Origin of the sequence: Methanosarcina acetivorans C2A (assembly GCF_000007345.1) — an archaeon.
In the GTDB taxonomy this organism is placed as follows: domain Archaea; phylum Halobacteriota; class Methanosarcinia; order Methanosarcinales; family Methanosarcinaceae; genus Methanosarcina; species Methanosarcina acetivorans.
Window position 1 is genome coordinate 3982477 of record NC_003552.1, and the last position, 14176, is coordinate 3996652.

16 protein-coding genes are annotated in these 14176 nt (G+C 41.0%); 11 read left to right on the forward strand and 5 right to left on the reverse strand.

What is annotated here, in order from left to right; translation table 11 throughout:
• The first annotated feature begins 77 nt into the window (after positions 1 to 77).
• Positions 78 to 608 carry a protease inhibitor I42 family protein gene (locus MA_RS28900; protein WP_011023153.1) on the forward strand — a complete coding sequence of 177 codons (531 nt, stop codon included), beginning with the start codon at positions 78 to 80 and terminating at the stop codon, positions 606 to 608.
• A 227-nt stretch (positions 609 to 835) separates the two neighbouring features.
• On the opposite strand, the gene MA_RS16800 is transcribed toward MA_RS28900, so the two are convergent.
• The 5 genes from MA_RS16800 to MA_RS16825 all read right to left on the reverse strand — a co-directional run bounded on the left by MA_RS16800 (position 836) and on the right by MA_RS16825 (position 4905).
• The gene (locus MA_RS16800) at positions 836 to 1828 is read right to left on the reverse strand and encodes an endonuclease/exonuclease/phosphatase family protein (RefSeq protein WP_011023154.1); all 993 of its coding nucleotides are present in this window, start codon (positions 1826 to 1828) and stop codon (positions 836 to 838) included.
• Positions 1829 to 2123: 295 nt separating this feature from the next.
• On the reverse strand, positions 2124 to 2309 hold the full coding sequence (locus MA_RS27345; protein WP_157860290.1) for a hypothetical protein: 186 nt from the start codon (positions 2307 to 2309) through the stop codon (positions 2124 to 2126).
• A gap of 657 nt (positions 2310 to 2966) precedes the next feature.
• Positions 2967 to 3649, reverse strand: a protein-coding gene (locus tag MA_RS25790; protein WP_085984852.1) for an IS1-like element ISMac16 family transposase whose coding sequence is annotated in 2 segments (ribosomal slippage) — positions 2967 to 3326 and positions 3329 to 3649 — 681 coding nt in all. Because the reading frame shifts where the segments join, the coding sequence is not laid out codon by codon here.
• Positions 3650 to 3665: 16 nt separating this feature from the next.
• The gene (locus tag MA_RS16820; RefSeq protein WP_011023157.1) at positions 3666 to 4400 is read right to left on the reverse strand and encodes a hypothetical protein; all 735 of its coding nucleotides are present in this window, start codon (positions 4398 to 4400) and stop codon (positions 3666 to 3668) included.
• Position 4401: 1 nt separating this feature from the next.
• Positions 4402 to 4905, reverse strand: a complete 504-nt coding sequence (locus MA_RS16825; protein WP_011023158.1) for a hypothetical protein — start codon at positions 4903 to 4905, stop codon at positions 4402 to 4404.
• A 330-nt stretch (positions 4906 to 5235) separates the two neighbouring features.
• Here MA_RS16825 and MA_RS16830 point away from each other — a divergent pair, with 330 nt between their 5' ends.
• From MA_RS16830 to MA_RS16875, 10 genes are all read left to right on the forward strand, one after another.
• Positions 5236 to 5448 (forward strand): hypothetical protein, encoded by a 213-nt coding sequence (locus tag MA_RS16830; protein WP_048065641.1) that lies wholly within the window; start codon positions 5236 to 5238, stop codon positions 5446 to 5448.
• Between the two features lie 31 nt (positions 5449 to 5479).
• Positions 5480 to 5827, forward strand: a complete 348-nt coding sequence (locus MA_RS16835) for a hypothetical protein (protein WP_011023159.1) — start codon at positions 5480 to 5482, stop codon at positions 5825 to 5827.
• Between the two features lie 13 nt (positions 5828 to 5840).
• Positions 5841 to 6305, forward strand: a complete 465-nt coding sequence (locus MA_RS16840; protein WP_011023160.1) for a hypothetical protein — start codon at positions 5841 to 5843, stop codon at positions 6303 to 6305.
• Between the two features lies 1 nt (position 6306).
• The gene (locus MA_RS16845; protein WP_011023161.1) at positions 6307 to 7164 is read left to right on the forward strand and encodes a hypothetical protein; all 858 of its coding nucleotides are present in this window, start codon (positions 6307 to 6309) and stop codon (positions 7162 to 7164) included.
• Between the two features lie 9 nt (positions 7165 to 7173).
• Positions 7174 to 7464, forward strand: coding sequence for a hypothetical protein (locus MA_RS16850; RefSeq protein ID WP_011023162.1), 291 nt, complete (start codon positions 7174 to 7176; stop codon positions 7462 to 7464).
• Positions 7461 to 10337, forward strand: coding sequence for a PKD domain-containing protein (locus MA_RS24745; protein WP_011023163.1), 2877 nt, complete (start codon positions 7461 to 7463; stop codon positions 10335 to 10337). The genes MA_RS16850 and MA_RS24745 overlap by 4 nt, the downstream gene beginning before the upstream one ends.
• Before the next feature lie 101 nt (positions 10338 to 10438).
• Positions 10439 to 10879, forward strand: a complete 441-nt coding sequence (locus MA_RS16860; RefSeq protein WP_011023164.1) for a hypothetical protein — start codon at positions 10439 to 10441, stop codon at positions 10877 to 10879.
• Positions 10880 to 10895: 16 nt separating this feature from the next.
• Positions 10896 to 12218, forward strand: a complete 1323-nt coding sequence (locus tag MA_RS16865; RefSeq protein ID WP_048065642.1) for a hypothetical protein — start codon at positions 10896 to 10898, stop codon at positions 12216 to 12218.
• Between the two features lie 66 nt (positions 12219 to 12284).
• Positions 12285 to 13697: a hypothetical protein gene (locus tag MA_RS16870; protein WP_011023166.1), complete on the forward strand. Its 1413-nt coding sequence runs from the start codon at positions 12285 to 12287 to the stop codon at positions 13695 to 13697.
• Positions 13698 to 13706: 9 nt separating this feature from the next.
• Positions 13707 to 14087 carry a hypothetical protein gene (locus tag MA_RS16875; protein ID WP_011023167.1) on the forward strand — a complete coding sequence of 127 codons (381 nt, stop codon included), beginning with the start codon at positions 13707 to 13709 and terminating at the stop codon, positions 14085 to 14087.
• The last annotated feature ends 89 nt before the right edge of the window (positions 14088 to 14176 follow it).

The window sequence follows — 14176 nt, forward strand, 5'->3', positions numbered from 1 at the left end:
TCCTTTTATTCAGGAGACTTCCGGTGGTCTCCTGATAAAACAATATAATATGCTGGTAAAGACAAAGCAGACAAACATTGACCTTAGCCATAGTGTTGACTTTAACCATAGTGTTGACTTTAGCCATAGTACGAGAATATCTTCCTGCATTCTTCAGATCCAGAAAGACCGAATCACACCCGGTACAGATTGGAAGCGTCTCGATGAGAGATGTAAACTTAGAAGAGTCTGCTAAAACAGACGTCTCTGCAGCTGTTTTTTTAGAAAATAGAGGCATGAAGCCTTTATCGGAGAAGTTTGCGATGATATTAAATGAACAGGACAAGGGCCGTACCTTAGAGGTTGAGGCTCAGAGCCTCATAAATGTACGCTTAAATGAGAATCCCACCACCGGCTACCGATGGGAAATTGAAACTGCCGGAGGACTGGAAATGGTAGGTGACAGCTTTGAGAAAACGGGAGATGCAATTGGTGCAGCAGGCGTGCGAGTGTTCCAGTTTCGCGCACCTGGAACGGGATCTTACAAGCTTAGCATTAAAAACTGGCGTGACTGGGAAGGAGAGGGTTCGATCATAGATCTTTTTTACGTCACTATTTTGGTGAAGTGAAGTCTTTTACTCCTCATCCCTTCAAGTATTTTCCTGAACCGCTGCCTGTACTTTTTCATCAAACCCTTAAAGCCTCGTCTTGCACTCAGCTCGTGGCTGTGAACACTGGCGCTGTAGATATTGTCCGAGAATTTCCGGTCATCTATCATCTCTTGTCCGTACAGGAATCATCTTTATACATAGAATATGGAACGGTTACAAGTTTAGTTTAAAAATCGTCGGGTAGTTCAATCAGGCATTTCAAATTCCGCAATCACCGGTGAATGATCCGATTCCGGAAATTTAATGTCTGTCGCGAAGGCGATCGATTCATCATGCAAAAGCTCGTTATGTACCTCGGAACCCTTATAGTACGCCAGCATATCCCTGCATACCAGCAAATGGTCCAGCATATTCCCTTTTCCCTGGTGATAAAGCGAAAAACGGGTTGATTCAGGGATGCTCATTTCACAGGGAAACATGATGCGTCTTGCCAGTTCGCCGTTTCCTGTATTTTCAACCCTCCCCCGAATAGCTTCCACAGGCACGTCATCGAATTCCGAATTGAAGTCTCCGCAGACTACAATCCAGGGATTTTCAGTTTTATTGAATAAATCATCAATTAACATCCTGGCTTCCAGAGCCTGTCCTACTCTTTTCATGGAAGAGATAAAAAAGCCCTCTGCCCAGCCTGAAGCTGTTTTCCAGGTGTAGTTGTCCAGTTTCTGGCCTGGAATATACGTAGGTATTTTGGATTTTAGATGAAGATTGATAACATCCATAACTTTTTCTCCAACCTTGATTTTGGCGTGAAGGATCGGCCTCTCCCAGGTGATTTCTTTAGCAGTTTGTTCTTCCCCGCCGTTCGCTATTGCTGTTACTATCCTGTAAAGTGGAGCGGAAGCAAAATTGTGTTTGTACTGATGGTGCTCCAGGATCTCACAGCGGCTCAGGATAACGAGATTGCGCTCATCGTAAACCTGTGACCCGCCTTCGTCCACTGTCGATACCCTGTTAAAGCTGGCATATTGCGTATCTTTGAGAAGAGCTTCCAGAGCCAGGAGGCGGCGAGGATGGCCTACCTCTTCCTGGCCGTTGACTTCCTGAAGACAGAGGATATCGGCATTGACTCTCTGTAGTTGAGGTCGCATAACTGCAATGCGCTCTTCCAATGTCGGTTCTTTGTTAGACTTTTGAAAATCAAGGTTTTCAAGGTTGAAAGTTGCTATGCGTAGTTTCAAAAATTTACCTCCTGAAGATTAATTGAAAAATAACCCTGTAATAAGAGCCTATCCGAAAAGTGTTGTGACCTATTGTAACTTACCATTAGCAATATGCAAAACCGAAGAGGATGCCCTGCTATTATAGACCTGCTGTAACTTTTCGATCGCATTACCGACTTTTCGGATAGGCACTAAGCCAAAAGGTGACTCAAATACTCTACAGAGTTCTATAAGAAATAATTTTGAAATTTGTCATCTCATCTCAACTGTCATTAATTACTAGTTGAAACTGCTTAGAAAGAGAATCGAATTCTTATTGACTGAACAGTTTCTTTACAACAGCCGTAAGAATTAGCCCCGACTGATCGATTACCTCAGCGGAAAAAATCCATTTATCGCCTTCATGGCCTCGAATCATGATCTCTTTTTCTTCATATTCGGTCAAGTCAAGTTCGGCGGATTCTGGAGTTTGAGCTTCCTGCATCTGTATACGAGTCAATCGAACAGAGGTACCTGCTAAGTTTTCAGGTTGCAAAAGCTGGAGCTGGCCGTTTATAACTGTACCTGAAAATTAGTTATTTTCGTTCATCAATCTCCCCTTATTAGTTTTAATTTCAGAATGTTTACTCGCTCGTTGCTATCATTCAATATTTGATAACACCTGAACATAAATCTCATATCATAAAAGAAAATCAATACCACTTGGTAATTCTTGATGGCATAAGTGGCGAGCTTTTCACCTTTTCTATCTATGTATCTCACTGGAGATAAAGAATGTCAACGTTGATTCTCTGTAGTTGAGAGCATAACAATGAATGCACCTTTCCAGTGTCGGTTTTTGGCCGGGATTTTGGAAATCAAGGTTTTCAAGGTTGAAGGTTGCTATGCGTAGTTTCAAGGCGTTGCCTTCTGAAACTAACATATATTTTAGAATATTATATACAGAAAAATCCATACCGATTTCCATCTTAAAAAAGAAAATCAACTGCCCTGTTGCAGTCCACAGTGCAGATTCTCCTGCCTATTACCCTAAGTAGAAGTCCAGGTTTGCAAAACCACTCCAGCATGCTATTTTATACTGAACAGACGAGAAAAGAAGAGAGAGTGATAAAAATGAATCTATTCTTGTTGGAAATGAATTAAAAATTGGGTATTTTTAATTAAATATAGATAACTCTTTATTTCTGTTTTTCATCAATAGAAGAACAGAGTACTTTAGCATTTCAAGACTCTTCGTATAACACTTTGTCTTTCGTCTCAACCTTGCCAGAAAGTGCCTTAGTATGCCGTTATATCCTTCAACTGTATACGTTTCTGCTTTGGATTGAGTATGAATGGTTTCAGGAATAAACTCTGCATATGCCCTCCAGTGATCAGTCATCACTTCTCCAATCTCTTTCTTCTTTAATTTTTCCCAGAGTAGTTGTCCAGTTTTCGTTCCTCTGCTACCAAAAGAGCAGTTGATGAATTTTTTCCCAACTCTATCAACAGCAATCCAGATCCAGCAATATTTTTTTTGTTACCGATGTAAGTGTGCATCTCATCCAGTTCAACAATAGATAGCTCATTTTCGCTTTTTAGCTCCTCTATCTCCTGACCAAATTTCTTTATCCATTTTTGGACAGAAACATGACTTACCCCTAAAAATCGTCCTATTGAACGAAATCCTAATCCCTCAAGATAAAGTTGCAAAGCCTGTCTCTTAACTAAAGGAGAACTAGCAGTTGATTTTAGCTCGACTGAATAGTTATATCCACAATCGTGGCATTTGTAGCGTTGACGTCCACAAACTATACCGTTTTTTGTGTGATTGGAACTTTTGCATCTTGGGCAGTTCATGCAGAAATATAGGTTTTCATAATATATAACTATAATTAAATACCAATGCCCTATTTTTTATTCCGTACATCTTGTGGAGGATATCAATTTGCGGCACCGGGATTTCCCCTATAACATCGTATCCCATATCACCAGGCACTTTATATTTTACAATCAATGGCTCATTGATTCCATCGTTTAGGACCTTGAAGGGAAACACTGTTTTTCGAGTAAAGGTATTTCCTTGCGGATCTGTGCCATAATAGGACTTGCATCTCAACAACACATCAAGTTGCATCCTGACCTGATAGTCAAGTAGATTGATATGCTGGAAGTTTGCGATAACCGCTAGGTTCCGGAACCCAAAGACCTGGAAATATTTATTAAGTAAAATATTTACCTCGTCCATGAATTCCCTGTTATATGCAGTAACCGAAGCTTCTTCCCATACGACCGGTTGCTTCCTTATCGTGTCATCGGTTAATAATGCTTTAAGCTCATCGAAACTAAAACAAATATTATCAATGGGAAAATCCGGATCGATTGCAAAAGCCGTAGCAAGTGACAGTTCACTCTTTCCGGTTCGGCGGGGACCAATCAGCGCCAAAAAAGCAGAGTCGTCGATTCTGGGAGAAATTTTCATTCTTGTGTTATTTATGAAAATGTTATACTGGTTGAATTTCCTAGAAACATCGTCAGGGTCAACCATTTTGGTTTTTTCAAACTCCCCGAAAGTTTCTATGTCATCAGGAGCTTCGCCGATTGCTACCATATTACACCCCGATCCGGTACAATCTCATTAAATCCTCTAGCTCTTCCTTTGCGTCCGCAACTGCATCCTCTTTTTCAAAAAATAGCTTGTTTTCATAATCCTTGTCAACGGATACCATTTTCAACGGACCGCGCTTAAACGAATATGTACAGATCCTTATGATGTATCTCTCAATTATCTTCGAAACCTCATACTTTACGTAATCTCGCTCCTGCAGCATCCTGGCCTTGAAATCCGGATTTTCGGTTTTTTCGGACTTAATCCAATTTTCGTAGTGTCTGAATACTCTGAGCTGAGCAGACATTTTTTCTTTTTTCAGGGCCCTGATAGCCTCCCCTTCTTCTTCTTTTAGAACAAGTGATCCCAGGGTATAACCCATTTCAGAAAGGTTCCCAAGCGCCACAGGATCATTTGCAGTTTCCGCATCTGTAACTGCATCCAAAAATGCAACAAACGGTCTGACAACATATGGCTCTGAACGTTCACGTGGTGTACCGTACATCATTTATCACTTTTATGTTATGTTTTTTATAAAGTTGTTTTTATAGATAGACCGAGTTTTCCACTCAGTTGCATAATTATATATAGTTATTTTCAGATATATGTTTTTGTAAGAGAAAAACAGAGTTATAACATATATAACATATATGTTAGATGTAGTATATAGAACATAAGACGAAAATTTTTATGAGGTGAAAATACGAGGTCTTTAAAATCTAAACAGTTTCACGAAAAACACAGAGGTATAAACAGATCACAGGAGACTCTAATAAAGGGTTTTTTCGAAGACGAAAAGGCGGCTCTGGGTATCATTGGTCTTGTTATCGGTGTTGTGATGCTGATAATGATAAATATGTACATACCCAGCATGATAGCACCGGTCGACCAGGCATCGGCGGCTGCGGTGGCCTCTACAAACGACTCAGATTGGATAGCTCTCCAGGCTAAACAGAGTGACCAGGCCATATCTACAACGAAATCAATCGGTATCATCCCTCAGATTCTCGGTGTAGTGGTGGTGTTGTCGGTTTTGACAATGTTAGGATAAAAACAAGAAAGTTTCTAAAGGAGTATCCAGCATGGATATTACTTTTTTTATTTTTCTATCTTTAATCGCACTCTTCCTGATGTTTTATGGCTGGCAAATGAACGGGGTTAATTTTATTTTTCTGATATTAAGTTCAGCAATTTTTTTAGTTCTTGCTCTTAGTAGTTCCGAGATTACATGGACATACGTAGTCATCTCAAACAGTACCGCTATCGATTATACAGTTACACAGCGGTCGATTGTATTCGCGAGACTTTACGGATTACTATCCGGCTTATGTTTCCTTATGGCCCTCGCCAAACTTGCAATTTTAGCAGAGGAAAATACAAAAATTGACTTCTCGAAAATCTGGGAAAAAATCACAAAAGGAAAAGTTTGAACAGGTGTGAAAAATGCAGCAGCCGAATACTCCGATTAACATGAACACTTTCAACCCTGCTCAATACCCTTACATGGGATATGGTGGAGGCTCAGGAGTTGAAATTCTAAAATTCGTTTCACAATTCAATGCCCCTAAGGAAATCTCGGAAGAGCATTGGGGTCCTACTTCTAAAATTATAAGTCTTGGGAATTTCGTTCCCGGAGACATTGCAGATCTGGATTTCTATTTTGATAGTATCCGGGCGAAGTCGTTTTCGAAATTATCCCGGAAAGAGCTCTCAAACTTCGATGAAAGGGCCTTCGACAACCTCGCTATGGTCTATATCGGAGAAAAGAGCCTGTCTCAGGGCGGTTTCCTGATGACCAGGTCCAGTGAAAGCAGAATAATCCAGCAGTCTGAAACCCAGAACAACCGAGCAAGTCTGAAAGAAATGCTATTCGGAAGAAAAGAAAACAGCAACGAGGGAATGATGTAAAATGACTGTGATGAATGTACCCGATTATTTAATTGTAATTGTTGAACTTCTTGCATTGTTTCCCGTGGCTATGGTCCTGTTCTTCGTGAAGTTCCCGGATGCATTTCCGATTTTCTGGACTATTGTAAAACGGCGTAATTTTGTATGCATGCTTAGAGATGATATCGTACTTGATATACGGCCGGCAAAAATGGAGTCAAATCTCTGGAAAGTCTTTGATGGGATCGGAAAAAAAGCAATGGTAACACACGAATTCGAATCAGACCCAAAAGACGTTTTCATTTTGTTTGGCAGGCCCTCGATCATGGTGAACGAAGACAACACAAGAGCAGTAAGACCCGAAATAAACGAGCTCATTAGTTATATGAAATCCGAGATGGGATTGAAAACAAAAAGAGAATTTGAAAACGCAATCCTTCGAGCTAATTACCTCATTGATCTATTGAAAAATGTCACCAATGATGGGGGATATTGGAAGAAAAACGAAAAGACTGGAGAGAATGAATTTATTAAAATTTCTTTTGATGATTTCTGGGATAAGCAGATAGACCAGGAAACCCGGGATTTTCTCACAAAGTACAAAGATATTAAAGACGGGGGCCTGGTTCTCAATGGTTTTAAGGTCATACGGATTCATGATGTCGAGGATTATATCGATAGGCACAACCCTGAAACCTACGCAGCCAATGAGATATACATAAAAAGAAAAGCAGAAGCAAGCGCGAATCACGACCTGAAAAAACTAATCATTATCGTGATTATAATCACAGGTGCAACCCTTCTGGCTTTACTTTACCTGAATGGCGGGGGAGCTGCAACCGGAGCAGCTGCAGCAGGTACACAATTTGTACCAAAGTAAGGTGGTCAAATGGTAGGAGCACTCGGAGCTGCAGTAAAATTCCTTGCTACAATTTTTGGTATAGGACTTATTTTCCTCTATACCCAGCCAGCTTTTGATTATCAGAAATCTGTTGCTCAGGGTATGGGGGGAGAAGCAGAAGAAAATTACGCTTTTGCGGTTGGGAACAGACAGTTTGTACTTTTTACTTTTGTAATTCTCGCGGTTATTTCTGGAATCCTGGAAGTCTTCGGAGTTGAGGACAATTCAACATACAGGATGTCAAGGGGTTTCAATGGGACTAGGCGGGGAAGGAGATGAATATATTTAGAAAAATAGGACTGATATTGTTCTTTATATGTTTTATTAGTCTGTGTAGTGCAGGTGTCGTACACGCCGCTGAATATGCGTATATAGGAACGTCTTCATCGTCAGCACACGAAGTACAGGCAGTTGAACTTAGTAGCGGGAACATAACGAACATTTCGGTTACAAGCACTGTCTACAATGTAAATAATATGTGTGTTGATCCTATCACCGGTGTCGTTCGTTTCTTGGGCCAGACATCAACTGATGATAAAATAATTGTAATAGATCAACAGACTGGTACAGTTGATGCTTTGTTTACCGGTGGATATGGGTCAAGTACCGGAAATCACATAATTGTATCAAAAGATGGTGAAAAATATTATGCTGTAGAGCAGGCATCAACGACAGGGCACATAGATGTATTCTGGACTTTAAACAATACACTTATTGGAACCATAACAAGTGCGAATCTGGATTACTGCCGGGGGTTGGACATATCAAGTGATGGAAATAAAATGTACATAACGGCAGCAGCAAACTACATTTATATTATTAACTTAACGAGTTCAGCGACTGGTACATATGAAAGTCAAATGCATAACACATATGGTAGTACTTATGACGTTATATTCTCCCCAACGACGGATCGTGCTTATGCTGCGGCTTATGCGGGAAGTTATATAGTCGTTATAAATACGACATCTGATACGATAATAACAGGCGTGCCGGTACTATACCAAGATTATTGTATTCAAATATCATCGGATGGATCGATGGTGTATGCTGGCACATCTAATGGTGTAACCGTTATGGATACATCAACAAATGCAATCGTTACAAATATCGCCATTGGATCGTCTATAGTTGGGGTGGACTTCAATGCGGCAGGTACATTACTCTATGCTCACTCTGCTTCATCCGACACGATATATGTAATTGATGTTTCAACTAATAGCGTAGTCGATACGATACCGGGACTAATTTCATCTTCGTATACATTTGGTCACGATTTTATAACCAATGGCGCTGTGGGGGCATCGTTTACCGCTGATGTTACAAGTGGGTATGCGCCACTGACGGTTAATTTCACAGATACGTCATTCGGCAATATTTCAGATTATTATTGGGAGTTCGGAGACGGATATACCTCAGCAAGTGAAAGCCCTTCTCACACTTACACATCGGGTGGAATATACAGTGTAAATCATTCTGTTTCTGATGGGGTTGCGACGGATTGGGAAAATAAAACAAATTACATAACTGTAGTTGGGAGCGGGGGCGGCGGCAGTGTTACAGCTGATTTTCATGCCAATACAACATCAACCGGAGTTGGGAACCAGGTACAGTTTTTTGATGATTCTGCAGGCTCTCCGGATTCTTGGGAATGGGACTTTACGAATGACGGGATAATTGACTCGACAGCAGAAAGCCCGATTGTGACGTATGGTACGATCGGAACCTTCTCGGTTGCATTAACCGTTTATAACGGTACCGATGCAGATAGCACAACAAAATATAACTACATAACAATAACATCCGGCGGTCCGGGTTGTCTTGGGTGTGAATTCTCTGCCAACGTCACTACTGGCCAGTACCCCCTGACCGTTCAGTTCGCGGATCTATCTACCGGGTCACCAGATGAATGGTCCTGGAACTTCGGGGATGGAAGCAGTAGCATAGAACAAAATCCGGTTCATACTTACACAAGTGCGGGAACTTACACGGTAACTTTTACGGCAAGTGCATTAAACGGCACATACTCAAAGACCAAAGTCAAAAACAATTACATTACAGTCTCTGAGCCAACGATAGCGGGCACGGATTTCACAGCAAATGTTACATACGGTACTGCCCCATTAACGGTTTTATTTACAGATACATCGACTGGAAACCCAACCTCGTGGACATGGGAGATTGACGACGTTTATCAAACCGATACCCAGGACATGACGGTGACATTCAATGATGCTGGGATATACTCCATAACACATACTGCTACAAATGCCGAAGGGACCGGTACTGAAACAAAAACAAATTACATCCAGGTCTACCCAGCGAACTATGGCGGTATCTATGGGTATGTCTTCGACGCAGATACTAATGAGCCGATTTCCAGTGTAAATTGCCAGCTTTCTAACTCCTCAGCTACAGCAGCCATTTTAAGCGACTCTGACGGGTATTACTATTTTTGGCCGGTTTATAATGGGGTTTATGATTTAACGGTTTCAAAAAGCGGTTATACAACAGGATCCCTGCCAAACACGATTATTAACGGGACCACACTCCGGCAGGATATTTATCTGACTCAATCCGGGGACATCGTACAGGATGAAAATATTACGAATTATTCCTCAGACTGGTTATCATTTGATTTGACAACAGATGCTGATACAAAAACGATAACATTAGACTATGAGGTTACACAGGGGAATACAAACTATGCTAACTGCACTATTTATGACGATTCAGGACCCGTCTATAGTTCCAACGTTTCCACTCAGTCCGGAACCTTCAGTTATACCGGATCTGCTGGAAATAATTACCTGGTTAGTTTTGATATAATGAATGATGAAGGAAACAGGTATAGTGGGGCTTATCCTGTTCTATTTTTTCGAGGGTTTCCTTCAAGTAATCCGATATTTCCTCCCGACATGCCCCGAGGAATTATAAACGGAATTCTGGTATTTGCTGCAATTGTCTGTATGATGATGTTCGGGAAGGCTTACATTGAGATTGGAATGATCCTCGGAACTGCTGTTCTTGCTTCTTCTTATATCTGGGGATTTTTGAACCTCCCGGAAACAGTCCAAACACCTGTAATAATTTTTTTATCTGCCCTTGTTGCAGGTGGGGAGTATATCGCTAAGAAAAAAGTATTGGGGTGACATCGTGATAATAAAAACTTTCATAATTCTTTCACTGTATAAAATGTATAAAAATCGACAAGAGATTATACAAAAAATAAAAACTCGACTCAGAGGGAACAATGACCCTGACAGCCTGGGGAGAATGGCCTCCGACAATTGACCCGAATATAGCTTACAAGAGCCTGAATAATCTCAGTAATTCGACTATACCAGCTACGGATTATTCTAACTACTCAGCTATCCAGAATTTCACCAGGATTAGTTTCACGAACAGCTCACAGTCTGCACAGGCTGTTGCTGTTCCGGTGAATGAGGTCCTTGTCCCGGTTTTTGGGTACTGGTTATACGTTATTATAATTTTATTCCTGTCTCTGTTGATGTACGCCAAAACAGAGTCCCTGGGAGCAACGAGTATCACAATAATGCTGCTTTCCAGTCTTGCTGTGGGTCCGGATCTGGTAGGGGTCCATACAATTCCTGCAGGCGTTTCCAGTATTCTGTATGTTCTTGCTGGCCTGGGTCTTGCAGGGTCGTTCTTGTCGTGGTTAATCGAAAAATAATTGGAAGGTGATTACAATGTCCGAAGCTGTACAGGTGGGGAGTCAAAATCAACCAAATGCACCTCCACCAAGAGCTACACAACAAACAAACTGGAGTTCCGGTTCTACTGGATATACGCAGCCGCAGCAGTATGAAAACGCGAACGAGATTTCAGAAGAAAAAACAGAAGACAGAAATGAAGATAACTTTTTCGAGCAGACAGGCGTAGCTATCAAGTCAGGAGCCTCTTATGTGGTCAATGGTGTTGAGCAATTTCTTAACCCAGAGAAAACACAATCATTTAGCTTAAATGAACTCATCGCAAAAGGGGAAAATGTAACACCTGAAGAAAAAGCTATACTGGAAAGTCAAGGGTATACTCTGAAATCCAAATCTACACAAGTCGAAATCGTGAGGGTATATGAAACCAGAACAGTTTCCGGGAAATGGATAAAAAGTGAGTATGGATATCCTATTTATGACACTAAAACAAGTTACTGGTGGGAAAAAACAGGAGCAACTGCAACAAATAAGGGCATTTCTTTGGGACCTCTAACCGTATTTTCTGCAGCATATGAAGCCGGGTATAATTTCGGGAAAAATACTCTAAAACCAACGTTGCAGGACTATGGACTTTACGATCAATCTAGGGCAGCTGTTTACGATCTTTACAATAGGTCTCCTGTAAAATATATCCCAGAGCCGGAACTTAACGCAACAATAGACGTGTCCGCCGACACTCTAAGAATTGCTCAAGGTGAAGGGATTCCGGTAACTTATGCGGATGGAATTTTCACCATAAACGCCCAGGGGGCAGATTATGATGAATATGCAGCAAGATTAAACGAGATTCAGCTAAACCTGTTCAATGAGAAAAAAACAGCACTTGAGAATGAATTTAGCATCCAAAAAAGTAAACGGGATGCCTCAATTTTTGGGACCGGTTTAACCTGGGATGAAGGCATAAACACCGCTACAGCTTCAGTGCTTCCTAAATCTTGGACTCCGAAGGAGGGAGTTCTTGATTATGCTAACTCAAATCATCCTGGCAGCCAACTTCTAAAAGGGCTTACTGACGCTTACGGAAATTGGTACAACAAAAAAGTAGCCGTAGCCCCTATTAATGTTCTTACTGAAATCAGCGGAGAGGTTGCGATTGGTGCAGCTATGGGAGCAGCAATTAAGGGAGGAATGATTGTATTAAGAACCGGAGCTGAAGCCGGGGCAAGTGTTTTAGGTACTGGTGCAGAAGCTGTAGGTGGAAACATTGCAGGAAAAGCTCTTGCTCTTGGTGCTAAGGGGTTAAGTTACGGATCCAGAATTGTTGAACCTGCTACTAATGTAATCCTTACAGGGTAAGTAGTTGAAGACGTAGCAAGTTCAAAATCATATGAAGAGGGATGGGGAAAAGTTGCAGGCCTTGCAGTGGGTGGTATCGGGTTCAAATATGGAGCGGAAAAAGCTGTAAAAGCTTATGACGTTGCCAGAACTCACGGAATGTCTGAAATACCTATAACTGAGATAGTAGATTCTAAAGTCCTATCAGGAGAAAATACATTTCCATTAATTGAAAGAGATTCAACTCCAAAAGGTGTTATTGAATCGTTTAAAACACCTGAAGGAGTCTCAAAAGGTTATCATGCAACTCCAGCAGAATTTAAAGACGTTACAGCGACTCCAGATAGTGTTACCAGGTATTCAGATATGCCGGGGTTGTACGTGTCACCTGAACAAAGTGGTCCTTCTGTTCACTTTACAAGAGTTTCACAAGTTGGAAGCCCTTATAAAAGTCTCGCTGAGGGTATAAAACAGACAGGGCAAGGAATTATTAACATTAATCCTTCGGAAGTAAAAGCTGGTGTAAGTAAAACAGTATCCTCTGTAGTTGGAGGTTCTGAGCCTTTAAAACCTGCAATCATGCATGTTGAACTATCAAAGGGAGTTGAAAGGCTCCCAGAAACGGCGAGACATAATTATGATGTAGCTACGGAAATGTTCCGTGAAAATGCCGGCTCTGGTAAAACATTTCTTACTCCGGTTTTGGAACGTAGCTTAAAAGCTGGAGGCAGTCCGGAAGCCGAGGCCGTGATAACACCAAAAACAAAACTTGTTCGGACAGGAGCTGAAGGATATATAAGTTTCAAAGGAAGACGGATTCCTGTATTATCGTATGTGACTGAAGCAACGAAATCCGCTCCTGAAAAAGCTAATATGATTGATAAGGCAAAAGTCATAGAAGCTAAGGATTTAAAATCTAGCTATTCCTATGGAGCAATTGAAAACAAAGGTATACTTTCAGATGTTGGGTACATATCACCAGTTAAACAGGTTAGCCCAGGTTCAATTTCTCCAAGTTCACTCGAGTCACTTCCTTCAAGTTCGATCAGGCCAAGTTCACTTGAGTCTATTCCTACGAGTTCGATCAAGCCAAGTTCAATTTCTCCAAGTTCACTCGAGTCACTTCCTTCAAGTTCGATCAGGCCAGGTTCAATTTCTCCAAGTTCTATCAATACAAGTTCTATCAGACCAAGTTCTATTATAAGCGGAGTAGGAAGTGATGGTGGAGGGGGAAGTGATGGTGGAGGAGGAAGTGATAGTGGAGGAGGAAGTGATAGATCATTGAGTCATATAATTCCCCCAGGTCCTAGGCCAATTTTCAAAATAGATAGATTTGGAAATGATAAAAAAGACGAGTATAAACCTAAAAAATTTGTCACTCCTGGTATTTCCGGTACAATGAAAAAAGGATATCTGAGAAATCAGTTCGGTTCCCTGGAAGGAGTTGCAAAAAAAGTATCTGGGGATAAAATAGGATTCAAGAAAATAAAAATAAGGTGAGGTGTCTCTATGCCTCTTCCTTCTGTTCGGGCCTATGCATTGACTATGTTAGTGATCCAGGTCAGTCTGGCGTTCGTTGATATGACAGGGATCTACCAGGTTCATATTTCAATAGCAGGTGTTTCAACATCGGATTTTTTAGAGGATATGGAATCTGACCTTTCTAGCCTGGTTGATAACCTTACCAACCCTGGGGTGATAGAGTACATATCAGCGTTTTATCTGGTGATCTTTCTTGCTGTAAAAATAGTTCTTGCTTTTCTGGTTTTTGTTTTTGCAGGCTTTGGTATGGTCTTTGCAGCAATAGGGTTTCCGAGTTATATCTATATGCCTTTGCAAATCATTATAGATGCAGTGGTTTTATATGACTTTGCGCAATGGAAAATGTAAAGTATATATGTGGTACATAATACATATACTACTTATGTCAAGTATTTACTTAGATAAAGAATCTATCAAACTGCTTGACTCTGTAACTG

What these genes read in the sequence shown, in the direction of transcription:
- MA_RS16825 (WP_011023158.1), bottom strand. Translation starts at nt 4,905, where the DNA reads ATGATGTACGGTACACCACGTGAACGTTCAGAGCCATATGTTGTCAGA.
- MA_RS16835 (WP_011023159.1), top strand. Translation starts at nt 5,480, where the DNA reads ATGGATATTACTTTTTTTATTTTTCTATCTTTAATCGCACTCTTCCTG.
- MA_RS16830 (WP_048065641.1), top strand. Translation starts at nt 5,236, where the DNA reads ATGCTGATAATGATAAATATGTACATACCCAGCATGATAGCACCGGTC.
- MA_RS16820 (WP_011023157.1), bottom strand. Translation starts at nt 4,400, where the DNA reads ATGGTAGCAATCGGCGAAGCTCCTGATGACATAGAAACTTTCGGGGAG.
- MA_RS24745 (WP_011023163.1), top strand. Translation starts at nt 7,461, where the DNA reads ATGAATATATTTAGAAAAATAGGACTGATATTGTTCTTTATATGTTTT.
- MA_RS16860 (WP_011023164.1), top strand. Translation starts at nt 10,439, where the DNA reads ATGACCCTGACAGCCTGGGGAGAATGGCCTCCGACAATTGACCCGAAT.
- MA_RS16850 (WP_011023162.1), top strand. Translation starts at nt 7,174, where the DNA reads ATGGTAGGAGCACTCGGAGCTGCAGTAAAATTCCTTGCTACAATTTTT.
- MA_RS16840 (WP_011023160.1), top strand. Translation starts at nt 5,841, where the DNA reads ATGCAGCAGCCGAATACTCCGATTAACATGAACACTTTCAACCCTGCT.
- MA_RS16865 (WP_048065642.1), top strand. Translation starts at nt 10,896, where the DNA reads ATGTCCGAAGCTGTACAGGTGGGGAGTCAAAATCAACCAAATGCACCT.
- MA_RS16875 (WP_011023167.1), top strand. Translation starts at nt 13,707, where the DNA reads ATGCCTCTTCCTTCTGTTCGGGCCTATGCATTGACTATGTTAGTGATC.
- MA_RS16845 (WP_011023161.1), top strand. Translation starts at nt 6,307, where the DNA reads ATGACTGTGATGAATGTACCCGATTATTTAATTGTAATTGTTGAACTT.